Origin of the sequence: Maridesulfovibrio sp. (assembly GCF_963676065.1) — a bacterium.
Lineage (GTDB): Bacteria > Desulfobacterota > Desulfovibrionia > Desulfovibrionales > Desulfovibrionaceae > Maridesulfovibrio.
On the sequence record NZ_OY780933.1, the window covers coordinates 1,310,334 to 1,332,194 of the forward strand.

A 21,861-nucleotide genomic window follows, 5' to 3' on the forward strand; every position below is an offset into this window, starting at 1 on the left:
CGTTAAGCGGAAAGGATGGGCTTAATCCGTTCCAAGGCCCAATCAACCTGTTCCTCGCTTATAACCAGCGGAGGAGCGAAGCGGATGATGTTGTCGTGGGTTTCTTTGCAAAGCAGCCCGGAGTCCTTAAGCTTTTCGCAGTACTGGCGCGCACCTCCGGCATTGAGTTTAAATTCTACTGCCAGCAGCAGGCCGCGGCCCCTTATCTCCCGGATTTTATCGTTCTTGATGGATTTTAAGCCGCTAAGAAATTTATCGCCCATCTTTTCAGCGTTCTGGCAAAGTTCTTCCTCAGCCAGAACCTTGAGGGCTTCCCGGGCTACTGCGCAGGCAAGAGGGTTGCCTCCAAAAGTGGAACCGTGTTCACCCGGCTTTAGCACATTGAGAATCTCGGAATTCGAAAGTACAGCGGAGACCGGATAAAATCCGCCTGAAAGAGCTTTTCCTATGAGGGTTATGTCCGCTTCTATTCCTTCGTGTTCCTCGGCAAGTATTTTACCGGTGCGTCCCAGTCCGGTCTGTATTTCATCCAGTATGAGGGTAACGTTGTTGGCGGTGCAGATCTCTCTTACTTTTTTCAGGTAACCGTCCGGAGGTATGATGACCCCGGCTTCACCCTGTATAGGCTCCACGAGAAAACCCACTGTTTCGGGAGTAATCGCTTTTTCAAGGGCTTCGTGGTCGCCGAAGGGGATAACTTTGAATCCGGATGGAAAAGGACCGAATCCACGGCGGGCGACCGGGTCGGTGGAGAATCCTACTATCGAGATTGTCCGGCCATGGAAATTATCGGCGCAGACAATTATTTCAGCACGGTTCTCAGCAACTCCCTTGATCATATACCCCCATTTTCGAACAGCTTTGATAGCGGTTTCGACTGCTTCGGCGCCGCTGTTCATGGGAAGCACTTTGTGGGAATTCGTCAGGGTGCAGAGTTCTTTGTAGAAATGGCCCAATTGATCGTTGCGGAAAGCCCTTGAAGTCAGGGTGAGCTTTTCCATTTGATCCTGCATGGCTTTTTTTATGCGTGGATGGCAGTGTCCTTGATTTACAGCGGAATATGCGGAGAGGCAATCCATGTATCTGTTGCCGTCAACATCCCAGACCCAGACTCCTTCTCCTTTCTCGATAACAACATCAAGAGGCTTGTAGTTATGCGCGCCGAATCTGTTTTCAAGTTCAATATATTCTGATTGTTTCATGGCAGGACTCTCCACTTCATAAATGGTTTGCTTTACGTATTTACAAAAATATCCTCATTTTATCCAGCTTTCTTCTATTATATTATGTAATATATTAAGTTATGTCTGGTTGGATTTGGGTGGAAAGAAAAAAAACGCCGCACGATTTTGATCATGCGGCGTCTATTTCTGTTGCTGTAGTTAAAATATATTTATTGTCTTTTCCGCTGGGTTATCTCAACTTTTTCCACCCATTTTGACCCGGAGGGCGGTTCGTAAGTTGAGAAAGACTCGATAAGCAGATCCGGTGTTTCCGCGGTGAGTAGTTTTTCCAGATGAATATCCTTCAGGAACCCTTCGTGGACCACACCATCAAGAAATGAGAGCAGTTTGTCGTAGTAGCCGTCGACGTTGAGCAGTCCGCAGGGCTTGGTGTGGAAGCCGAGCTGCGCCCATGTGAAGATCTCAAATATTTCATCCATAGTTCCTATGCCGCCGGGCATGGCGACAAAGCCGTCGGAAAGTTCGGTCATGAGCGCCTTGCGTTCATGCATGGAATCCGCGACATGAAGTTCAGTCAGCCCTGTGTGGGCAATTTCAATCTTGTAGAGACTTTCCGGGATTACCCCGATGACCTTGCCTCCGGCATCCAGAGCACTCTGGGCGAGAATCCCCATCAGCCCTGTACGTGAACCTCCGTAAACAGTGGTCAGACCACGCCCTGCAAGTTCCTGCCCCATTTTACGGGCTGCCTGTGCGTATTTGGGATCGTTGCCGGGATTGGCGCCGAGGAAAACGCATATGCTTTTCATTATAAATATCTCCTTTGATCCGGATGACGGAAATTATGATTTCGGTTCGGTCCGGCAAAATGAATTATAGGCTAAGGTCAAAATGATTGCGAAGCCTGCCGAGGCAACTCCAAGTCCGGCATTGTAAAAGGGCGGAGCCGCGAGCGCAAGCCTGATTAAAAGAGTGACCAGAGCGAATCCTGAGTTTCTGAAAACCGCATGGAATGACGGGAGAAATCTTTGGGAAATGAGTACCAGCAGGATGTCGCTGAAAATAAGTATGGTGTAGAAGGTACTGAAAAAATCAAATCTATGCAGCCCCTTGGCAGAGCAGTATGCGAGGTATGCGCTGAGGCCGATGAAGAATCCGAGTAATATCAGGGATACCAGTTTTTTGGAGGCTATATAGCGGAATTTGAAGGAAGGTTTCAGCTTGGGCAGCGGTTTTTGTATACGGTAGTATATTCCCAGCAGCACAAATACCACAAAGGCGCCGAGTCCGTCCGAAAGAATCTGGTAGAGAGGGATCATATTATCTGTGAAAGTTATCGGCTCTGGAAAATTGATAAGTTCCTTGAAGGAGTTTCGGATAAGGATCAGGCAAAGGATTTCCAGCTGCTTGCCTACTGATTTGGAAAGCGAGCAGGGCAGTACGAAAATAAAGCTGATAACTTCCAGTACGAGGACCAGAGTGAATGCAATTCCCACAGCCGCATAGTGGCTGCTGGGTGTTTTGGCGGCTATGCTGGCCGGAAGCAGCCCCTGCCTGCCCAGTTCTATACCCAGCAGGGCAGCTAAAAAGCATGCGATGAGCACCCCCGCAACAGTCCGTTGCGTTTTTTCATTTTCCCAGAATGCATGCAGGGGATCAAAGGCATAAGTTGCCATTTCATAAATAGAGTATCTCATATAAATTTAACCACTATGACCGTACAGTCGTCTTCCAGCGGGAAACCTTTACGATAAGCAGCCACCTCAATGAGGATCATATCCGCTATATCCTGAGCCTTTTTATGGCTGTTTTCGCTGATCAGTTGTTGCAAGCGTTCCTTGCCGAATTGTTTGCCCGAAGGATCGTGCGCTTCCCAGATACCGTCGGTGTAAATTGTAAGTATCTGTCCCTGTTTCATGGGCGTTTCATATTCCCGGAACATATAATTTTCATCAACGCCTAAAGCCAGCCCTTCACCCATCAGTTGGTCAAAGGTATCGGTTTCCGGGGAATACACTAATCCGGGATCATGTCCGGCTCTTATCCAGTTCAGGGTTCGTGCTTCGGAATTGCAGATTCCGGCGAACATGGTCATGAAGTGTCCGGTCTGGGCACAGTCATTAGTGATCATCCGGTTTACTTCCATGGTAGTTTCCACCAGCGATTTCCCCCGGCCGGAAAAGGCGCGCATATATGCCCGTGCGCTGGTCATGAGCAGGGCTGCGCTGACTCCGTGTCCCGAGACATCGCCCACTGCCATGGCAAAAGTTCTCGGTCCGCAGGTGGAACATCCCAGAAAATCATAGTAATCACCGCCGGTTTTTTCGGAGAAGGTGCAGCGCGCTCCTATGTCAACGCCTTCAACTTCCGGAGTGGATTGCGGGAAAAGTGATTGCTGGGCCTCATCTGCCAGTGAAAGTGCTTGTCTTATGCGGGAATGCTCACGCAGTTGCGGAACCATATGGTTGAAGTTCTCCGCAAGATCACCGAGTTCATCTTTTGACTGGAAGTCCGCACGGGCATCCCAATCACCTTTACCAACTTTGATCATCGCCTCAGACAGCCTGCGTATGGGGGTAGACAGGCTTTGGGAGACAAAATAAGCCACAACAATAATGGCTAGGATTACCGCCAGCGCAATTATAGATGTTCCTTCATACTGGTTGGCTATGCTTTCCCGGACGTATTGCTCTGCTTCATCCGCCTCGGCGGTGAATTCGCGAACCGGGGTGACTATAAGTATTGAGATGTCCTTGTTTACCGGACTGTACGTCCACAGGGAGGGCGTCCCCCGGTAGTTCATCTGCAATACACCTGATTTTTTATTTTCGACATCCTGAATCAGGGTTTTGAATTCAGGATTATCAGAAGTCAGCCATTCCTGTTTTGAGGGAGCCTGCCAAAACCTGCCGTGCATGGAAGGAATAACTGATTTTATAGCTTCTTCACCTGTTTTACCAACTACGAGCAAAGCGTTTTGATGCGCTTCATCCCGGTGAAGAGTCGATATAATCATGGCTTTGGCTATTCCTGCATCGGCAGAAAACAGCGCTTTATTCAGGCTTTCCCCAATGGGAATTACAAGCGACACAGCACCTATGAATTGGCCCTTGTCTCCGTAAAGGGGAGCTGTAAGCCTGTTGCAGAGAGTCTTGGTCGCCGCATCCGAGAATGGCAGGGTCCAGAACGGCGAGTCCTTTTTTTTGGCTTCCTCATACCAGATATGCGTACGGGGATCGTATCTGCTGGGAAAAGAGTCGTGGGCCGGATAAGTGACAACCAGACCGTTTTCCAGAATGATCTCCTGCCATAAGGCCAGGCTTTTCAGGGCCGCGGCACAGGTCTTGAAATCATCCAGCAAAGGCGCAAGGCGAATAATTCCGTCCATGGCATCCTGCCGGGATAATCCTTCCGGAAGCCAGAAGGATAAGTGGTCCGGTGAAATAGGCAGGTCGATAAGATCACCGCGCTTTATATCGCCCAGAGGATGATGGCGAGCCATTTTACTGCCCATGCCCCCACGCATCAAAGCTACTTTCTTATAACCGGGGGCGGTTATAAGTTTCGGTATGTTACGGCTGCCCTGCGGACTGGTTATAAACGGTTTTTCTTTAAGGGCTGGGACATCGTCATAGTTCAGGCGTAACTCCGCTTCACCTTGTATGCTCTTCAGTGTGGTATGGAAGAGCCTGTTCTCAAGGTTGATCATAATCGCAGCACTTCTTGCCTGCTCTGCAAGGTTCAGTGTCGCCCGTTCAAGCAGTGTTATTCTGGTCTGGCTCTGCAGATCAGACCCCAGCTCCTTAAGGGATTTCATCCCGTGGGTTTTGAGCACGAACAGCGGAACGAGGGAAAAGATTAATAATACGATCAGTATTTTCCAGCGGAGTTTCATGGATACATTAAAACCCATCCCCGGCGTTTATTCAATCACGAATTGTATCTGGCAGCAGCTTTTTGCATGAGACTAATTGAATGCAGCCGTGAGTGCTATAACTACCCCCAGTGAGGGCAGTAGGTTTGCGAGGTTGATTCGCTTAATATCAAGTATGGTCAGGCAGATGCCTATGATGAGCAGTCCCCCGCAGGCGGTAAGCTGGTTGATGATCAGCGGGGAAAACCAGTCCTGAAAAGAACCTGCGAAAAGGGTTAACGCGCCTTGGTAAATGATAACGGGAATGAAGGAAAAGAGCACGCCTATTCCGTAAGAAGAAGCAAGGGCGATGGAAGCGAATCCGTCGAGCATGGCCTTGGTGAACAGAATAGTTGTATCACCTTTGACTCCTTCTTCAAATGATCCGATAATGGCCATGGCGCCGATGCAGAAAATAAGAGAAGAGGTGATCATGCCGTCAATGAATCTAGTGTCTTTGGAACCGACTCTCTTCTTCAGCCACCCGGCCCCGCGCTCAAAAAGAGTATCCAGTCTCAGCAGTTCTCCAAGGATTCCGCCTATGAGCAGACTGAAGATGACAACCAGAATGTCCTCAACCTTCAAGGCCATCTGGATACCAATGAGAAGAATCCCCAGCCCAAGCGCCTGAAAAATAATTTCCCGGATACGTTCAGGAAATCTACTGTGCAGAAGAATGCCGATAATGGAACCGCCGATGATGGCCGCGCCGTTAACAAGTGAACCGATGGGAATCATAAGGATCTCTTTTTTGAATTGGTGAAAGATAATCCAACTAGCACCAGTCCCTGACGTTTACAATAGACGAAAGTCTGGTTTGCACCGGTTTGAGGTTAAATGGTCCTCTAAAATCCGGTAAAAAGAGCCTCGTTTGACAATTTCATCTTGACAGTGTGAAAGTCATCTAATATTAACAATCCCTCACGCATGCCGGGATGGCGGAATTGGTAGACGCAGCGGACTCAAAATCCGCCGGGTTCACGCCCTTGCGAGTTCGAGTCTCGCTCCCGGTACCAGATATTACAAGGACTTACAGCTTTATGGTTGTAAGTCCTTTTTTGTGGGGTGGTTTTCTATCCCACTTTTATCCCACTTTTGAGGTGGTAAATCGCATTTTTTCTTTGCTGGTGGACGGCTGTTTTGTACTCTAGCCCCCTCCCATTTATTCCAAATACCTTCAAGAAGTTCGGTTGTGAGTCTTTTAAAATGGGATATACAAATGCTGATCTCGATGATAATAGAGGGAATGTTTGGTCTATTTTGTCTTTTACTTGACTGAGTTGCAGAATTGAAAAGCGTCTGAAGAACTTATGTTAGTCCAGAGACACAGGCTTTCTCCAGTTGACCTTAATCAAGGCGCATATATAATGAGGCTAGAATGACTTGGATATTTCACTTTACGCACTATAAGAACCTAGAATCGATATTGAATACAGGTGGTTTGAAGTGCGATTCAGAAATGGTTAATAAAGATCATGCCATCGTAGGGAACAGGGATATCAAAACTCGTCGCTTTTTTAAAAATGTGACGGTCCCTCCGAACGGTGTCGTCGCCGACTATGTCCCTTTTTATTTTGCACCTCGGTCTCCCATGCTCTATTCAATTCATAGAGGAAATGTTCCTCAGTGCGATTACGGTCAAAATGAAGTTGTTTATTTGTGCACTAAAGTTGAAGATGTTGTTTCTAAAGCTGAGTGCTGTTTCACTGATAGGAATGCGGCATTGACTTTCGCTTCTTTTTATAAAGACACAAATCAGCTTCAAGATGTGGTCGATATGCCATTGATGCGTGAAAGGATGTGGAACAACACTCCTGATGACCTAGACCGCATGGAGCGTCGGATGGCTGAGTTTTTAGTCCATCGTTTTTTTCTGTGGGAATTAGTTCAGTTTATTGGAGTGGCTAGTGTGGAAGTGAAAAATTACGTTGATGGACTGCTTCAAAATAGTGGTCAAAACGTTACCACGGAAGTCAAAGCCAATTGGTATTATTAGAAGAGGTATGCGATGATTATTTTGACAGAAGGCAATTTGCTGAAGTCTGATGCTGAAGCCTTAGTGAACACAGTAAACACTGTGGGAGTTATGGGTAAAGGAATCGCGTTGCAATTCAAAAAAGCATTCCCCGAAAACTATGAACTGTATGCGAAAGCATGTAAAAAAGACAAAGTTGTTCCGGGAACAATGTTTGTAACTAAAAGCACTGATTTAATTGATCCTAAGTACATAATCAATTTTCCAACCAAGAAGCATTGGAGAGGGAAGAGTAAGATTGAGTATGTAGAGGAAGGTTTAAACGATCTTATTAAGGTTGTGCAAGACAAGCATATAAAATCAATTGCCATACCCCCGTTGGGGTGTGGGCTTGGGGGGTTATCTTGGGAGACCGTTCGCTTATTAATTGAAGGGGCTTTTGCTTCTTTACCTGATGTAGATGTTTTTCTTTATCCCCCTAAGGGGACTCCTTGCGCGAAGTCCATGCCAAACAGAACAGCTAAACCCAAAATGACCCCTGGAAGACGGTCATTGCTTGGTGTTCTTTCTCACTACGCTTCAATGCGATTCGATCCTGAGTTTACACTGATTGAAACCCAAAAGCTTTGTTACTTCTTACAACTTGCGGGCCAGCCTCTCAGGTTGAATTTCGTCAAATGGTTCTATGGTCCATATGCAACGAACTTAAAGCATGTGATAAACTCACTTGACGGGCATTATTTAACTGGATGGGGTGCAGGGGATGAAAGACCTCTCGTTAAGCTCCAACTCGTAAATTCAATGCAGAGTAAAATAAATGATGGTTTAAAAAAGGATCAAGAACTTTCGGATCGGATTGAAAGAGTCCTTGATTTAGTGGAAGGTTTTGATTCTCCTTATGGCCTAGAATTGTTGGGAACCGTTCATTGGGTAATTACTCAGGAGCTTGAATGTAAAGTTGATCCTGAAAAGATTTTTGGATCGATTAGCAATTGGACTGATAGAAAAAGCAGGATGTTTCAACGTTCTCATATTGACCTTGCAATTGAACGTCTAGAATCCAAAGGCTGGCTTCAGGATTGTCCGATTTGATTGTTTCGATTTTAGAGCCAAATGTTAGTTTTCGGTAGCTTTTTTACCATATCAATCTCAAGTTGTTTGTTTTGAGCACTTGGTCTTGATTGTTCCTGTATAATTGCTTGGATCTGAAATATTAGAACCCTGCGTCCAGCTCTACCTCCTTGAGCTTGATCCCTTTGCCTTCATGCTCATCATTATAATCGTCCATAAATACTTCAAGCAGGCTATTTAGCAGTTGGACCATACTTTCCCCGCCTTCGGAATGAAGTTCAGCATATAAGTATAGCTCAGCTCCTTCCACAGATGGGCAAGAGTCCGACATAAGCTTGCACTGAGATATGACCTCAGAGCAGTGCCGTTGTATTACTTCAGATGTTGCGAGAACAAGCGCGGCCCCAACATGCTGCCCTTTATACACATCAGCAACATATATTTTGTCCAGAAGGCAGCCCACCCTGATTGATTTATCAAATTCGAAATACTGAATGAGTATGGAAAACTGAGTGAACCCTATTGGGATTTTGTTGCCCAAGGATTGAGCCGCATAAAGTATGTATGGATGGTTTGCTAGAATTATGCTGCCGGCTTCTTCGTAATGACTTGCGCCTGAAGATATTTTTTTAGTTTCATCAAACTGGGCTAACGGTGTCTCGCTATGTAGCTTATCTAAATTTTGACCTGAAAAATAGTCTGCCCCGCTGTAAACATTGATATGCGGTTTGTTTAGAAATTCATCTTCCCTTTCCGAATCCAGCCAAGAACACATTTCGTCATGACATGCTTCGTATATTAAATTGTCCGAATTATCGCTGGATAGGGATGGAAAATTCAGTGTCGGAAATGGTGAAACGTATTTAGAATTCATTCTGAAAGTTTAAGGTTTAATATCGTAATAATCAACGGCTGTTTTATCCTTCCATTTCTTCCATTCTGAATTTTGAGACCGGTTTTTAGGTTATCATAGGTTACTTTTGGTTATTATCGGTTACTATCTGTTATTATAGGATATTTTTCAAAATGGGTTCCGATATAACGGAAAATCTCATATAATCTCCCGGAGTCCGAAGGCAGGACAGGTAAGGTAGGCCCACTTTTTCAAAGTGGTCGACCTTACGTCCTGCTCAGCCATGGGGCTGAGGTTGGCTTATTCGCCTTCGGCTCAACGCATGTTGCTGTAAAATTCGGACGTCCTGAATTTTGCGCTGACATAAACTGCAAATTATATGGAGTATGTGAGATGAGTAAAAAAGATAGTGAAAACAAGGAAATGCAAGTTGTTGTGGAGTTGGTAATGGAAAACAACCAGCCGATGGTTTCATCAGTGATGGTAGCTGAGCGTTTTGAAAAACAGCACAAGGATGTTTTAAAAGCTATCCGTAATCTTGAAATTCCAGATGAATTTAGCGAGCGCAATTTTGCGCCCACATCAATTGACGTTGCCCAGCCTAATGGCGGAACACGAAAAGAACGATCCTTCAACATGACCCGTGACGGCTTCTCCCTCCTCGCCATGGGGTTTACCGGCAAGAAGGCTATGGAGTGGAAAATCAAGTTTCTTGAAGCCTTCAATGCGATGGAGGCCAAGCTGACTATTCCGCCGGTAGAGGGAAAGATTCAGTACAAAAAATCAACGCCGGAAGCCGTAAAGTCATTTGAGGGTGTCGCGCGCTACTGGTGCTTTTTGGAAGGGATCAGCTGGGAGCAGGGCAAAAGGCAGATTGAAGGGGCAATCCGGGTTCCTGATATTTATGAAATGGATGCGTTGGCCATGAGCAGTGCATGGACATATCTCAGGATGTGCATGCGCATTGTCCCGCCTAAAATGCGTGGTAAGGATATATGTTCGAAAGACGAATTGTCTCCGGTCAACGGGTTGCTTGATTACTGGGCTTATTGCGGCCAGTCCACTCGTGACGAGCTGCTTGCAAATTTGTGTGGAGACATGTGCATTGAATCACTGGAGTGTCTGCCTAAATCCTATGTGCCTCATGCAGTAAGTCTTATCTGGGAAGGCATTAACCATGAATCCGGTAAGACAAATGCCCTCAAAGAAGCAAGTCATTAAAGCCTACGTTTCCGATGAGGAATATGGGCAGATCAGCGCGACCGCACAGCAGTGCAGTTTGTCGCTGTCTGCTTTTGCGAAAGCCGTTTGTCTGGGACATGAAATCAAAAGTCGTATTGATCAGCAGGCCCGTCTGGAGCTTCTGAAGCTCAACGCAGATCAGGGCCGTCTGGGCGGCTTGCTCAAGATGTGGATTCTTGATGATGATAAGCACCGCACGGATGTAGAAGCTTTGCTGGAAGATCTCCGTCGGCTTCAGAAAGAAATAGTTCAGAAGGTTCGGACAATATGATTAGCCGCAGGATTTCTTGCAAGCCCCAGAACGACAATTATCGGCGGTTGGCCGATTACATTGCCGATGCCAAGCACAAGGGTGAAAAGACCTTGATGTCCTGGTGCGCCGGCTGCTGGGCGGGTGAGGATTACGAGCTGGCGATTCAGGAAGTCCTCGATACTCAGGATCTGAATCAGCGTACTCGCAAGGAAAAGACCTATCATTTGATAGTTTCCTTCAGGCCGGAGGATGAATCCGTCCTCACGGAGAAGGATTTCAAAGAGATCGAGCAAGAGTTCTCCAAGGCCTTGGGCTTTGAAGAGCACCAGCGGCATTGTGGCGTTCACAAGAATACCAACAACATTCATATGCACATCGCATATAATATGATCCATCCGGAGAAGTTGACCCGCTACGAGCCTTACCGTGATTTTTATAAGCGCGATCGGTTGCACCGTGAGCTAGAGCAGAAGTTCGCTCTGAAGTTCGATAACGGCAGGAAGAAGTATCAGGAGCCGAAGCGCAGCAATGACCGGGCAGCCACTTATGAAGCTCATTCCGGCCAGCAGTCCTTTGATTCGTATGTGAAGGAACGCAAGGATTTTATCTTAAAGTCTCTGGATAAAGCGCAGGACTGGCATGAATTCCATATGTCTCTTGCTGAGATCGGGATTGAAGTCCGGCTGCGCGGGAATGGTTGCAGCATCAAGGACCGCCATTCCAAGACGGCCATCAAGGCCAGTCGGCTTGATCGGAATTTTACCAAGTCCAAACTTGAGGCCCAGCTTGGCCTCTATCAGTTACCCAAGGGGATTGTGGTCAGCGAGAAGGATAGGTACGTCGCCCGACCGCTGCATAAGCATCAGGGTGATCTTTATGCTGAATACCGTGCCGCTGTTACCGGCAGGAAAAAGGCTTACGAGGTTCTGCGTGAAGAGCAGGATGGTCGTTGGAAGCAGACCAGCTCTTATTGGGATGGCAAGATTAAGGCTCTTAAGAAAGATAAAAAACTCAGGATCAAAGACCGCAGCCGCTTGATTGCTCTCGCTGCCGACAGAAAGACAGAAGCTATCGAAGCTCTCAAAAAGGAAATGTCCGGAAAGCGCGCGGAGCTGCGTCAGCAGACCCCGTTTAACCGATGGAATGATTTTTTGAAATGGAAGGCCGAGAGTGGTGATGAAATAGCCCTGAAGGTCTTGCGGTCGAAGAAGGAGCCGATCCACAGCAATCCTCCACCTGTGTTTGATACCCCAGAATCAAAAGTATCCGACCTGAAGCTCAAACAGAGTCGGTTCAGAACTGATTCCAGTTTGTCCTGGAAGGATAAGCGCAGGCTTTTATCCATTTCCAAGATGCTACAGTTGCAGGCCGAAGAGGCCAAACGCATGGATGATCCGAGAAAGCGTAATCTGGATCAAATGACCTGGCGCGTTGATTCCTCCGGAAACGTGCTCTACACTTTGAAGAATGGTTCCATGGTCAAAGATAATGGTGATAAGATTTTCTTCAGTGTGAATGACCCTGGAGCGGTGCAGGTCGCGCAGGGATTTGCGCGGATGATGTTTGGGCGGAATGTGAAGGTTTCTAGGAATGAGATTGGACGCAATAAACAGAAAATCAGTCGAGCCTAGCAACGGGTTTATTTAATTCAATATTGGAGGACTACTATGAGCAACGCTTTTGTAGATGATAGAGAATATTTTTTTTTAGGCCCATACTTTCGGGAAGATGTGCATGCTATAACGAATTTAGACAGTCAGGCTAGGCATTTTGTCTCCAGTCATGCATATGTTTCAGGGGCGACTATGATTTGTCTAGATGGGAAGGACGTGCCAGTCGTTGGTGATTTAGATGAGATTAAGACAGATAAATATGCTGTATATTCTATAGATACTGCTTTGTTTAGGATGCTTGATTATGTAAAAACATGCTCGGATAAATACTATTCTAGTAATATAAAAAAACAATTAACAAAATCATTTGGTTATCGTGATGGATTTATAAATAGTATTCTTCTTGAAAATTCAGGGCAAAGTTCTCTTATCCCACTTGATCCAACAGATATGTTGTGGTTACTTTGTGAGCATTATGATGATAGTGTTAGGGATGAATTGAAAACACTATATTCATCTGATAAGAAAGCCTACTTTGACTCCGCCTATTGGCAGATTTTGCGTATCCATATCGCATATAGTTATAATTGCCATTATGAAGGTTGTAATAATTCTGCCAATACAATGCACCACTTAACATACGACATTGTTGGTGAGGAGCACTTACATATTGGCGAGAAACTAGTTCCTTTGTGCCGGACATGTCATTTTGAAAAAATTCATAATGGAACAAAAAATAAAGATTATCGCGCTGAGGCAAATAAAGAAGAAGTGAATAATTATCTAGCTAGGAACAAAGTTTTGGGGCCTAGATTTATCAGGTATTCAGAGCTTATTGCTAGGCAATATTACGAAGCTAGAGGTCTCTAGTTGTAAGAGTTATAGTTCTGTTCAATGCTTCGCAGGAATCCCCCCTCAGAGTTTCCTGCTACATCGCAATTCCCTTGCCCTTTGCATTCCCAATGCCGAGGGCTTTTTTCTGTAATTTCATGTATGCCTCATTGGCGACTTTGAGATTGGTCTTGCGCTGGCGGAGGATGTTTTATTCTTCGTGGGAGCCGTCAGTCTTGAGGCGGTTGGTTCAGTTAGTGACAAGATAAGGTGATATTTATTATCTTAGCCAAGTATAAGTATCCACTCCTATTGACCTCACGTATCTATAGTCCTACGATATCAAACGTCTGAATATTAATCCTTGTTAAGGATGTGGTATGTCTTGTTTTTTGGTGATGTAGCCTTACTGTCAAAAGGAGTTAATGTGGCTTACGTAGAATGTAAAGAATGTGGTCATAAAGAAGAGGCTAATAAGCAATTCTTTTTAAAAGTAATAGGTGGGACTTTCGTTGGTGGTGGATTTTGGGCTTGGGTTTCCTATTTTTTTGCAGGGACAGGGTTTGCCTTATATATTTGTATTGCAATAGTAACGGGCGGTGTCGCTTTAATGATGTTTGCTGATGCGATCACAAAATGGTTAGCGGAGAGATATGATTGCCCTAGTTGTGGCAAACGATCTTGGCGTTTGATAAAGGATTAGTCTTGTAAATTGTTCTATAAATATAATTGTTTACATTTGTGAAGGATTCCTTTCAGTGAATTTTTTCTTATATATTCTTTTTTCGTCTGGTGTTTTATAAGTCTTTGGAAAAGCGCATAGTCAAAAGTGATTGTTTTCTTAAAAATATCTTTGTTATCGCACGTTACAAATAACTGCATCTTTTTTTTGAAGTTATTATCTATTTCATGATAACTTTGTGTGTGCAAAATAATGAGCCTGTTGTATTAATCAGTTAATCTACCAAGTATATTTAAATACTTTTCTAAATCTGTTGTCCATGCAACTGCTAAATGATTTTTACGTATAGATCCATTATCCTCCATTGCTGTACGAAGGTGTGCAACTTTAACCTTCTTTTGTTTATTCTTGTAGTTGCTTAAGTACACTTTTCCGGGTCTAATTGTTTTGCCTCTTTCTGTAATAATCATTATGCCTTCGAAGTAACATCCTCCGGTATCTTGCTTAATCGTAACAGTTTTAGTTTTTCCTCTAATTGTCGCACTTATTTTACTTTTCTTTTTTCCTGCTCTTGAGACTACAACACCACAATTAAAAGTTTTTTTAACGTTTTTTTTCTTCTTCTGAGGTGCTTTTTTTCAAGACTAGCTATCTCACACTTGACACTTGCTCTTTCGTCCTGATCACCCCTCAAAGACTGTTGAATCGAGCTTCTAGTTAACTCGTGTAAGTCACCTTTAAGATCTCTTTTATGTATATTTATCCTACGCCCCAGTTCATTATCACGGCGTCTTAGAAATTTTATCCTTGCCTCTTTTGACTGCATCCTACACCCCTGAGTATCAATATCATATGTGCATTGACCATAAAAATTATCTATCTCTAGGTCAACATGACAAAATGAAATAACCGCTTCCTCCAACCTAGATTACATGCCCAGCCAAAGGATAATAATTGTTTCTCCACCATCCCTAATACGGGAGAAACGAAATGGTCATTTTCTGTATTTAACCAGTTCCTGAAATACTCTTTAAAATAGGTAAGAATAACGAATCAAAGAATAAGTATGTCGAAATAAGTAAACAAGCTAAAATGATGAACCTAACTTAAGCGGCCCCCCTCAGACCCGCTTGTTAATTTACATTGCCATAGCCAGCGGCAGTGCTCCTGCCTTCATGGATTTTGCCATTTTGATGGTTTGGGAGAGCTGTTTCTGCACTTCGCCGATTCCGCGCGATTTGTGCAGATCATTGAAGTCGGAGAGGCCTTGCTCTTTTTCGGCTTCATTGAACTTGGGCGTTGCCATCAGACCGCCTACAGCCTTGGCTGCTGCTGCGGCTTTTTCAACCCCGACATTTTTTTCAAGGTGATGATCGTTGTCACTGACCAGCACTATGGAACTTTTTGGGTATTTGGCCTTTAGAGCCTTGGCGACCGGCTCAAGATTGGAAGCATCAAAAGCCACGACTGTGGGCATGTTGCTTGCCATATGTGCGCTGGCCGCTGTGGCGTAACCCTCGGCAACGAGGATTGGCCCGCCTTTGGCTATGTTTTCGCCGGGATCAATGGTGTGGAACATTCCTGCCTTCAGGCCGCCTTTTTCAAAGAGCTTGCCTTCCGGGGTGATGGTTTGCAGGGTGTGGATATGACCGTTCACATCGCGACCGGGCACAAGCAGATCTCCGCGCTCGTTGACCTTGACCCCGTAGCTTGGAACACCTTTTTTCGCGAGATATGCCTGCTGCTGGGTGGCCCATTTGGCGTTGGTCCACTTGGCAAAGGAGCGTTTTGAGGCCTTTTCGCGCTGCTCGGCGAGGGCCTTCTCACGCTCAATCCTTTTCTGGGCAGCCTGTGCTTTGAGCTGGGCCTTTTCTTCGGCGGTGAGTTCAAGGCCGTCAGCTTTCCAATTCATTTTCAGGCCGGTCTTGTGATTCTGTATAAATCCAGCCGGGCGGGCATCAAGAAATCCTTTGTATGCTCCGTCTCTTGCATTGGGCTTGCCGTCGATGACCGGCACGCGCTGGAGCGTTCCGTCCATGATCGGTTGCTGGCCCTGAAGATCAAGTCCGGCATCATGCAGGGCTTTGGCGAATTCTTGCATCGCATTTGTCTGCGGAGCATTGACCTTTTCCTTGGGCAGCCATCTGGCAAGGGGGGTAAGGTCTGTCCCGGTGGGAGCAAACCATAGCTTTTCGGATTTATCCCAGCATGCGCCGAGTTTTTTGGCCTGCCATTTTTCCCGGTAGGGGACATTGAGATAGGTTTTCTCTGTGGCAAGCTGGGGCTCTTGCGGTTTTCCTTTTTGTTGTGCTGCGGCTTTGTTTTCCGGTAGCCATGCAGCGAATTTTTGCAGGTCGGCTCCTTCAGGGGCGAACCACATCTTTTGCTTTTTATCCCACTTGGCTCCGAGTTGCTTGGCTTCGTCTTTTTCAGAGAAAGGAACTTTAAGCCATGTTTTTCCGTTCTCCGGAACTCCGTATTTTGCTTCGCGCTGCTCCAGTTTTTCCTTGTCCGGACTGGAAACCGTCATGCCTTGCTCCTTGGTTGTTTCCATGCTGAGTTCCTTTTCAAAACCGAGGGTGTAGTCCTTTATTTTTTCCGCACTCTGGCAGGCGCGGACGATCTCAAAAGGATCTTCCTTCAGAACTTTGACCCAGCTTTTCACGTAACTGGCATGTTGTTCCGGATTATGACTGATGCCTAGTTCCGCGCTAGTCATCCAGCTTGCGATTTCGGCGCGCAGTTCTTCCTTGGCGTAAATCTCCGAGCCGAAAGGACCGAATTCTCGGTCCAGCCGTGATTCATGCCCGGTCCAGTGTCCCAGCTCGTGCAGGGCAGTGCTGTAATATTTGTCGGGACTGTCAAAGGCCGCGTGCGGAGGAAGGTGGATTTCATCAGACGAAGGTCTGTAGAATGCCCGGTCGCGCTGATCGTGGGATATGCTTGCACCGGAATTTTCCAGAATGGCTTCAGCTCGATCATCCGGATTCCAAGATATCTCCCGGCCATCCCATTCAGGAATCCCGTCAATCTGGCTGGCGTGGAAGACATTGAAGAAGCGTTTAACCGGCTTATCTCGTTCAACTCGTACAGTTTTTACGTTTCCATCCTCATCGCGTTCTGGTTTGCCATCCTTATCCTTAACAACGTTTATTGCTGACCATTGCCAAAAAACAAGCGTCTGAGACTTCGCTCCTTTGCGAACCTGCCAGCCTTTTGATTCAGCCTGTTTGTAGGTCATGAATCTAGGATCATTTAGTTCATCAGAACTAAGCATGACTTGGTTGAATCCCCGGTAGGCATTTCCTGTTACCGGGTTGAAAGCCGGCTGGAATTCACCAGCTTTCCATGGTCTTTGCCAGGGCGCGGTTCCTTTTTCCAGTTTATCGATGATTTTATCAGCAAAACGTTGATAGTAATGCGTTTTATCCTTAGCCATGTGCTCATTCCTCCGGTTCTGTGTCTTCAGGATCAAAGGGATCGAATGATGCGTCCTCTGCCTCTTCCGCTGTTAGCGCATCTTCCTCAAAAGCCCCCATGTGGTCGGCGAGTTCCGGGTCGACTTCCATGGCCGCACCGGGATTTTCTTCCAGTTCTTTGGTGAGCTGGTCGGCCTGCTCATTCAGGTGTGCTTTGATTTCATCGTTCTCGGGCATGTTTTCTCCTTTTGTTTCTTGGTTAGTTTTCAAGTTTCGGTTTTCCTCTCTCATCAAAGCAGCGGAATTTACACTCTGGAAATCCGCTGCAACTCCACCAGAACAACCCTTTGCGTTTGGCAGGCCTGCGGATCAGACCTTTGCCGCAATCCGGGCATTTGTGTTCTTTGGATGCTTCCAGTTTTTTGGCTGGTTTGGTCTTGAGATCCGGCTTGCCGGCTTTGTTGGGAAAGGTTGCGTTGCAATCGGGATAGTTGGAGCAGCCCCAGAATTTACCCTTTGGTCCTTTGCGGGGCTTCAGGAATCCGGTTTTGCATTTGGGGCATTGAACGGCGTTGCTCTTGATATTTATGCCTTCGCGTTTGACGCGGGCGATCTCTAGAGCAACGGAATCGTCCACCTCCTCGATGAGCTGGAGATAATTTAATTCGCCGGCTTCGATCTGTTTTTGCTTCTCGTGCCAGAGGGCGGTCATGTCCGGTTTGACTGCGAATTCCGGCAGGGCGTCATGGAATTCCCGGCCCAGCTCGGTGCTGATTACTTTCTTGCTTTTCTCCGCCACAAAGCCACGCCTGAAGAGCGTTTCAATGTGCGAGTCGCGTGTGGCCGGGGTGCCGATTCCGCCGGACTCGTCCTGCTTGTCGCTATCCTTATCCATGAACAGCTTTTTGATTTCAGGGTCAGTCACATACTTTGCGACCGAAGTGAGATCCTTAAGCAGACTTTTCATTGTGTAGCGTGCCGGGGGCTTGGTGAATGACTTCACTGATTCGGCGGATTCTACGGTGCCGGAATCATTCTGCTGGAGCTTGTGCAGTTCAGGCTGCTTCTCGGATTTTTCGTAATCTTTGAGATATTGCTCATCCAGCAGCCGCCAGCCCGGTGAGTTGTTCAGCCTGCCTTCAGCCTTGAATTTGTGGCCGGCTATTTCCAGTTCCATTTTTGTGGCCATAAATTCTGCCGGGGGATAAAACTGAGCAATATAGAGCTTCACGATCAGCTCATAAATGCGCCGTTCGTCCTGCGTGAGTTTGTCCAGCTGTGGCACATTCATGGTCGGGATGATGGCATGATGCGCCGTGACTTTCTTGGAGTTGAAAGCCTTGGACTTGAGGTTTGGAGCGGCGTATTCGGCCATGTCTCCAAAAGCCGGAGTCAGGGCCTGTAACAGCTCCGGTGCTTCAGCGTGCCGCTCATCATTGAGGTGACGGCAATCACTGCGGTTATAAGTGATCGCCTTATGTTGGTCGCGCAGCCGCTGGGTGATCTCCAGCACCTTTTTCGGCTTGTAGTTCCAGAGTCCGGCTGCATCGGCCTGCAAGGCCAGCAGGTTGTAGGGCAGGGGAGGATCATTTTTGCGCTCGGAAGTTTGCACGTAAAGAACCGTGGCCAATTTGCCCTGAACTTCGTTGGCAATCTTTTTGCCAAAGACCGCATCAGCGATCCGGCCTTTCTCATCCACCGGAGCATCATCGGCGGGAATGTATTCGGCCTCCACCAACTGGTTCGGTATATCAATCTGTGCTTTGACAGTATGATAAGCCTGTTTTTCGTGTCCTTCATGGGCGCGGTCACGGGCAACCACAAGACCGAGGATAGGAGTCTGGACTCGGCCAACTGAAAGCACGCCCTGATAGCCTTTTTTCTGGGCCAGCGTAGAATAGCAGCGAGTCAGATTGTAACCATACCGCTGATCACAAACCGCACGGGCCAGCGCGGACATGGACAGCCCATGGTACTTGCTGTTGTTATCCATGTGCTCAAGAGCTTTAAGAATTGCGGAACCGTTGTTGTCGTTGATCAGCAACCTTTTGGTCGGTTTTTCCAGTAGACCTGCAAACTCGATAACTTCATCGACCAGTCGCTGACCTTCCGGGTCCGGGTCGCCGGCATTGACCAGCTCGTCGGCCTGATGAGCCAGCTCGATAATTTTTTTGAGATGGTCGACATGCTTGCTTTCCGGGGCATAGGTAACCGGCCATTTCATGGGCAGAGTATTTAGATCCCAGAGCTTGTAACGCTCGTCGTGCTCTTCCGGATCAGTCAACCGCAGCACATGACCCCAGAGCCAGGTGATTCGGTCGCCGTTTACGTGAAAGGCTGCTCCGGTCGGCCTATCAGGTCCGCCCAGAGCTTGCGATATGGCTAAGGCCACATCTCGTTTTTCCGCGATGAATAGACGCATGGTTATTTCTTTGCCTCCGCTACGTTTGGTAATTCGTTCGGTGCATGAGTCCAGTAGTGGCAATTAGGGTAGCTACTGCATATCCACCGAGAGTTGTGTTCTATTGTAGGTAATAAATGGATTAAATTGCTTCCACACTTGGGACAGGAGTATTTCGTGATGGTTTTATCCTCCGAGTTAAAGGTTAAAACAGGTACTACCCTCCGCACCTGATCCATGTTCACCAACCCGAAATAACGGCCATCAAAGCTGTTTTCGTTGTAGGTGGACAGGGCCAGACCTTTGGCAGAGGGGATAACAGTGGAATTCAGGAAAATTGGAAGCCTGCGGCCGTGCTTATCTCTGGATCTCGCTTGTGTGTTCGGGAGCAGGTCGGAATTAATGCATACTCCTTCTGCGGAGATTTCAATGGAATCTCCGGGAAGGCCGGCTAATGTCTTGAGCAGCGGTCTGTTACCGTTTAGGCCCAGATAGTGACGCTCAAGGGAAATTTGGAAATAGGGATTGTCTTTAGCGAGACTGAAGGTGATCAGATCTCCCCGATCAGGTTTGCCGGGTACGATCTGGTAAAGTCCATGGGGCATGGAATCGGTAAAATTGACCCGAAAGCCCAACCCATGCAGCAGGTAGACGACTCCCAGCGCATGGAGAAAGAAAAGAGTCAGCAGCATTTTTTTCATGCTGCACCCTTGTAGATGTTTTTGGTCCAGTAGGATTTACGCCAAGCACGTTTTGTTGTTTCAGTGCTGAGGCGTTGAGAACAGCGCGCATCAATTTCTTCGAGTTCTTCAGAGGTCTTTCCGGCAAGCCATGATTCAAATTTTTCATCATTAGCAGCCTGTTCAGCTTCCTTGGATTTCTTTTTGTCCAACTCCTGCAATTCACGAATGACAGCTTTTTCTTTCTTGGCATTGGCAAGGGCCTGTTCATTTGGAGTCAGAAAACCTACGGGCCTGCGCCATGTACCTTTGCTTTTCAGCGTTGCAAAGAGGTAGTTGCAGGGGCCTTTGCGCGCTTCTGGGAAAGTGTCGTGTCCCAGTTCCCATTCAGCGGCATGCAGGGAATTTTCGATATCGAGGATTGTTTCATCGAATGAAAGCCGGTGCTGAATAATCTGGCGGATCTGATCCGGACCAAATCGTTCATCATGGAGTCGGGGCCAAAGGATTTGAAATTCGTCTGTGCTGATTGAAAGCAGCCTGTGCGCCCAACGTTCTTCTTCATTCTCTTCAGAACCAGATAGATTTTTTATCTGTCTATCTAATAGTACCGGGTTTTGATATCGATCAGCATTGGTATCAGGCTGCGGAACTGAATTGCTTTTAGCCCTTGATTGGCGAGGGGTAAGCCCCTGTTTGTCAGCTAAAATAGCATTGGTAACAGGATACCGATCATGTTTGGTATCAGGATCGGTATCATTGCGGTCATGATACCGGTCATGTTCGGTAACACCGGGCTGATACCGATCAGCATTGGTAACAGCCTGAGCGGGTAAAGCTTGAACCAGCTCCTTCATACGTTTCATGGGACCGCTGTTCAGCTTGAGGATGATACCGAAACGCGGGCCGCGCTGGTGCGTTCTTTTGGTGTAAATGCCAGCTTCATGTCCGTGCTTGATGACCCGCCGTGCTGTTACTTCGCTGCAAGCTGCATCTCTGGCAATAGATTGAATTACAAGGGATATCTCGTCTTGTTCAGTCTGCTCGGCAATTGATGCGATGATACCGAACACGCGCTTGCCCTGATCGGATAAGCGGGAAAAGAGCGCATCAGTCTGGTCGGATAAATTTAATGAATGGCAGGTTGTTTTAATAGTTTGGTCATGCCTGTTACCAAAGTTGATTTGATAGCGGTCAGCATTGGTAACACCCTGCTTCTGATACCGATCATGATTGGTATCAAGCAGCAATCCGTATTCCTGCTTGTAAAGGCTCAGGAAGAACTCGCAGCGTTCTTTATATAAGGTAATGATGCTGCCATGCCTGCGTCCTGCCTGATGATCAGTGCGCTTGAAAAGTCCGGTCTTTTCTCCTTTAGGAAGACTGCGCAGGACACTCAATTTACTGCATTTAACACTGTGTTGCAGACTTGAAACCACAAAAGGAAACGGCTCATTCATAGTCGGCGCAGACTGGATGAGGGCGGCAAGAATCCTTTTGCCGGTCACGGAAAGACGGTTATAGAATCCGGCAATATCACGGCGCATAAGCTTCTTCAGATGATCGGTATCAGCAGGGACCTGATACTGATCATCGCAGTTACCAGAGTCGTATTTATCGTATTTGTGTGCCGTTGCAGTCATAAAACAAGTCCTTAAAAATAAGGTGCTGTTGAAAATTTTAGCTTTAAGAGTCCGAAAATCAGGGAGTTCTTCCTAAATAAAATTATTGTCTTGAGAGCGGA

19 protein-coding genes and 1 tRNA gene are annotated in these 21,861 nt (G+C 46.8%); 8 read left to right on the forward strand and 12 right to left on the reverse strand.

Going from position 1 to position 21,861, the window contains the following annotated elements:
* Nucleotides 1-2: 2 nt before the first annotated feature.
* From rocD to ACKU35_RS05855, 5 genes are all read right to left on the reverse strand, one after another.
* Complete coding sequence (gene rocD / locus ACKU35_RS05835) at nt 3-1,202, reverse strand: ornithine--oxo-acid transaminase (RefSeq protein ID WP_319764031.1); 1,200 nt, start codon at nt 1,200-1,202, stop codon at nt 3-5.
* A 191-nt stretch (nt 1,203-1,393) separates the two neighbouring features.
* A complete protein-coding gene (locus tag ACKU35_RS05840) occupies nt 1,394-1,993 on the reverse strand; it encodes a TIGR00730 family Rossman fold protein (protein WP_319764034.1) in 600 nt (199 codons plus the stop codon).
* Between the two features lie 33 nt (nt 1,994-2,026).
* Nucleotides 2,027-2,881, reverse strand: a complete 855-nt coding sequence (locus tag ACKU35_RS05845; RefSeq protein WP_319764036.1) for a hypothetical protein — start codon at nt 2,879-2,881, stop codon at nt 2,027-2,029.
* Nucleotides 2,878-5,097 (reverse strand): SpoIIE family protein phosphatase, encoded by a 2,220-nt coding sequence (locus ACKU35_RS05850; protein WP_319764038.1) that lies wholly within the window; start codon nt 5,095-5,097, stop codon nt 2,878-2,880. Before ACKU35_RS05850 ends, ACKU35_RS05845 begins: the two co-directional genes overlap by 4 nt.
* A gap of 54 nt (nt 5,098-5,151) precedes the next feature.
* Entirely contained in the window at nt 5,152-5,835 is a 684-nt protein-coding gene (locus ACKU35_RS05855; RefSeq protein ID WP_319764040.1) for a DUF554 domain-containing protein, read from the reverse strand.
* 191 nt (nt 5,836-6,026) lie between these two features.
* On the opposite strand from ACKU35_RS05855, the gene ACKU35_RS05860 reads away from it, so the two are divergent.
* From ACKU35_RS05860 to ACKU35_RS05870, 3 genes are all read left to right on the forward strand, one after another.
* Nucleotides 6,027-6,113, forward strand: a tRNA-Leu gene (locus ACKU35_RS05860).
* A gap of 362 nt (nt 6,114-6,475) precedes the next feature.
* Nucleotides 6,476-7,093: a DUF4433 domain-containing protein gene (locus ACKU35_RS05865; protein ID WP_319764042.1), complete on the forward strand. Its 618-nt coding sequence runs from the start codon at nt 6,476-6,478 to the stop codon at nt 7,091-7,093.
* Nucleotides 7,094-7,105: 12 nt separating this feature from the next.
* Nucleotides 7,106-8,164 carry a macro domain-containing protein gene (locus ACKU35_RS05870; protein WP_319764044.1) on the forward strand — a complete coding sequence of 353 codons (1,059 nt, stop codon included), beginning with the start codon at nt 7,106-7,108 and terminating at the stop codon, nt 8,162-8,164.
* A 121-nt stretch (nt 8,165-8,285) separates the two neighbouring features.
* Here ACKU35_RS05870 and ACKU35_RS05875 read toward each other — a convergent pair whose 3' ends face one another.
* Nucleotides 8,286-8,918 carry a hypothetical protein gene (locus ACKU35_RS05875; protein ID WP_319764047.1) on the reverse strand — a complete coding sequence of 211 codons (633 nt, stop codon included), beginning with the start codon at nt 8,916-8,918 and terminating at the stop codon, nt 8,286-8,288.
* A 471-nt stretch (nt 8,919-9,389) separates the two neighbouring features.
* Between ACKU35_RS05875 and ACKU35_RS05880 the strand changes: the two genes are divergently transcribed.
* The 5 genes from ACKU35_RS05880 (at nt 9,390) to ACKU35_RS05900 (ending at nt 13,638) form a co-directional block, all read left to right on the forward strand.
* Nucleotides 9,390-10,217: a Rha family transcriptional regulator gene (locus ACKU35_RS05880; RefSeq protein WP_319764049.1), complete on the forward strand. Its 828-nt coding sequence runs from the start codon at nt 9,390-9,392 to the stop codon at nt 10,215-10,217.
* Entirely contained in the window at nt 10,192-10,509 is a 318-nt protein-coding gene (locus ACKU35_RS05885) for a plasmid mobilization protein (protein WP_319764051.1), read from the forward strand. The genes ACKU35_RS05880 and ACKU35_RS05885 overlap by 26 nt, the downstream gene beginning before the upstream one ends.
* On the forward strand, nt 10,506-12,122 hold the full coding sequence (gene traI, locus ACKU35_RS05890; protein WP_319764052.1) for a TraI/MobA(P) family conjugative relaxase: 1,617 nt from the start codon (nt 10,506-10,508) through the stop codon (nt 12,120-12,122). Before ACKU35_RS05885 ends, traI begins: the two co-directional genes overlap by 4 nt.
* 36 nt (nt 12,123-12,158) lie before the next feature.
* A complete protein-coding gene (locus ACKU35_RS05895; protein WP_319764054.1) occupies nt 12,159-12,974 on the forward strand; it encodes a hypothetical protein in 816 nt (271 codons plus the stop codon).
* 388 nt (nt 12,975-13,362) lie between these two features.
* The gene (locus tag ACKU35_RS05900; protein WP_319764056.1) at nt 13,363-13,638 is read left to right on the forward strand and encodes a hypothetical protein; all 276 of its coding nucleotides are present in this window, start codon (nt 13,363-13,365) and stop codon (nt 13,636-13,638) included.
* A gap of 245 nt (nt 13,639-13,883) precedes the next feature.
* Here the strand turns inward: ACKU35_RS05900 and ACKU35_RS05905 are convergent, their stop codons facing one another.
* The 6 genes from ACKU35_RS05905 to ACKU35_RS05930 form a co-directional block, all read right to left on the reverse strand.
* Nucleotides 13,884-14,087: a hypothetical protein gene (locus ACKU35_RS05905; RefSeq protein ID WP_319764058.1), complete on the reverse strand. Its 204-nt coding sequence runs from the start codon at nt 14,085-14,087 to the stop codon at nt 13,884-13,886.
* A gap of 668 nt (nt 14,088-14,755) precedes the next feature.
* Entirely contained in the window at nt 14,756-17,056 is a 2,301-nt protein-coding gene (locus ACKU35_RS05910) for a zincin-like metallopeptidase domain-containing protein (RefSeq protein WP_319764060.1), read from the reverse strand.
* Nucleotides 17,057-17,060: 4 nt separating this feature from the next.
* A complete protein-coding gene (locus tag ACKU35_RS05915) occupies nt 17,061-17,273 on the reverse strand; it encodes a hypothetical protein (RefSeq protein ID WP_319764062.1) in 213 nt (70 codons plus the stop codon).
* Between the two features lie 22 nt (nt 17,274-17,295).
* A complete protein-coding gene (locus ACKU35_RS05920; RefSeq protein ID WP_319764064.1) occupies nt 17,296-19,458 on the reverse strand; it encodes a DNA topoisomerase in 2,163 nt (720 codons plus the stop codon).
* A gap of 2 nt (nt 19,459-19,460) precedes the next feature.
* Complete coding sequence (gene traF, locus ACKU35_RS05925; RefSeq protein WP_319764066.1) at nt 19,461-20,138, reverse strand: conjugative transfer signal peptidase TraF; 678 nt, start codon at nt 20,136-20,138, stop codon at nt 19,461-19,463.
* Complete coding sequence (locus ACKU35_RS05930; protein ID WP_319764068.1) at nt 20,135-21,760, reverse strand: hypothetical protein; 1,626 nt, start codon at nt 21,758-21,760, stop codon at nt 20,135-20,137. The genes traF and ACKU35_RS05930 overlap by 4 nt, the downstream gene beginning before the upstream one ends.
* Nucleotides 21,761-21,861 lie beyond the last annotated feature (101 nt).

Coding starts and splice junctions, on each gene's coding strand:
- rocD (WP_319764031.1), bottom strand. CDS start 1,202: ATGAAACAATCAGAATATATTGAACTTGAAAACAGATTCGGCGCGCAT.
- ACKU35_RS05840 (WP_319764034.1), bottom strand. CDS start 1,993: ATGAAAAGCATATGCGTTTTCCTCGGCGCCAATCCCGGCAACGATCCC.
- ACKU35_RS05845 (WP_319764036.1), bottom strand. CDS start 2,881: ATGAGATACTCTATTTATGAAATGGCAACTTATGCCTTTGATCCCCTG.
- ACKU35_RS05850 (WP_319764038.1), bottom strand. CDS start 5,097: ATGGGTTTTAATGTATCCATGAAACTCCGCTGGAAAATACTGATCGTA.
- ACKU35_RS05855 (WP_319764040.1), bottom strand. CDS start 5,835: ATGATTCCCATCGGTTCACTTGTTAACGGCGCGGCCATCATCGGCGGT.
- ACKU35_RS05865 (WP_319764042.1), top strand. CDS start 6,476: ATGACTTGGATATTTCACTTTACGCACTATAAGAACCTAGAATCGATA.
- ACKU35_RS05870 (WP_319764044.1), top strand. CDS start 7,106: ATGATTATTTTGACAGAAGGCAATTTGCTGAAGTCTGATGCTGAAGCC.
- ACKU35_RS05875 (WP_319764047.1), bottom strand. CDS start 8,918: ATGTGTTCTTGGCTGGATTCGGAAAGGGAAGATGAATTTCTAAACAAA.
- ACKU35_RS05880 (WP_319764049.1), top strand. CDS start 9,390: ATGAGTAAAAAAGATAGTGAAAACAAGGAAATGCAAGTTGTTGTGGAG.
- ACKU35_RS05885 (WP_319764051.1), top strand. CDS start 10,192: ATGCCCTCAAAGAAGCAAGTCATTAAAGCCTACGTTTCCGATGAGGAA.
- traI (WP_319764052.1), top strand. CDS start 10,506: ATGATTAGCCGCAGGATTTCTTGCAAGCCCCAGAACGACAATTATCGG.
- ACKU35_RS05895 (WP_319764054.1), top strand. CDS start 12,159: ATGAGCAACGCTTTTGTAGATGATAGAGAATATTTTTTTTTAGGCCCA.
- ACKU35_RS05905 (WP_319764058.1), bottom strand. CDS start 14,087: ATGATTATTACAGAAAGAGGCAAAACAATTAGACCCGGAAAAGTGTAC.
- ACKU35_RS05910 (WP_319764060.1), bottom strand. CDS start 17,056: ATGGCTAAGGATAAAACGCATTACTATCAACGTTTTGCTGATAAAATC.
- ACKU35_RS05915 (WP_319764062.1), bottom strand. CDS start 17,273: ATGCCCGAGAACGATGAAATCAAAGCACACCTGAATGAGCAGGCCGAC.
- ACKU35_RS05920 (WP_319764064.1), bottom strand. CDS start 19,458: ATGCGTCTATTCATCGCGGAAAAACGAGATGTGGCCTTAGCCATATCG.
- traF (WP_319764066.1), bottom strand. CDS start 20,138: ATGAAAAAAATGCTGCTGACTCTTTTCTTTCTCCATGCGCTGGGAGTC.
- ACKU35_RS05930 (WP_319764068.1), bottom strand. CDS start 21,760: ATGACTGCAACGGCACACAAATACGATAAATACGACTCTGGTAACTGC.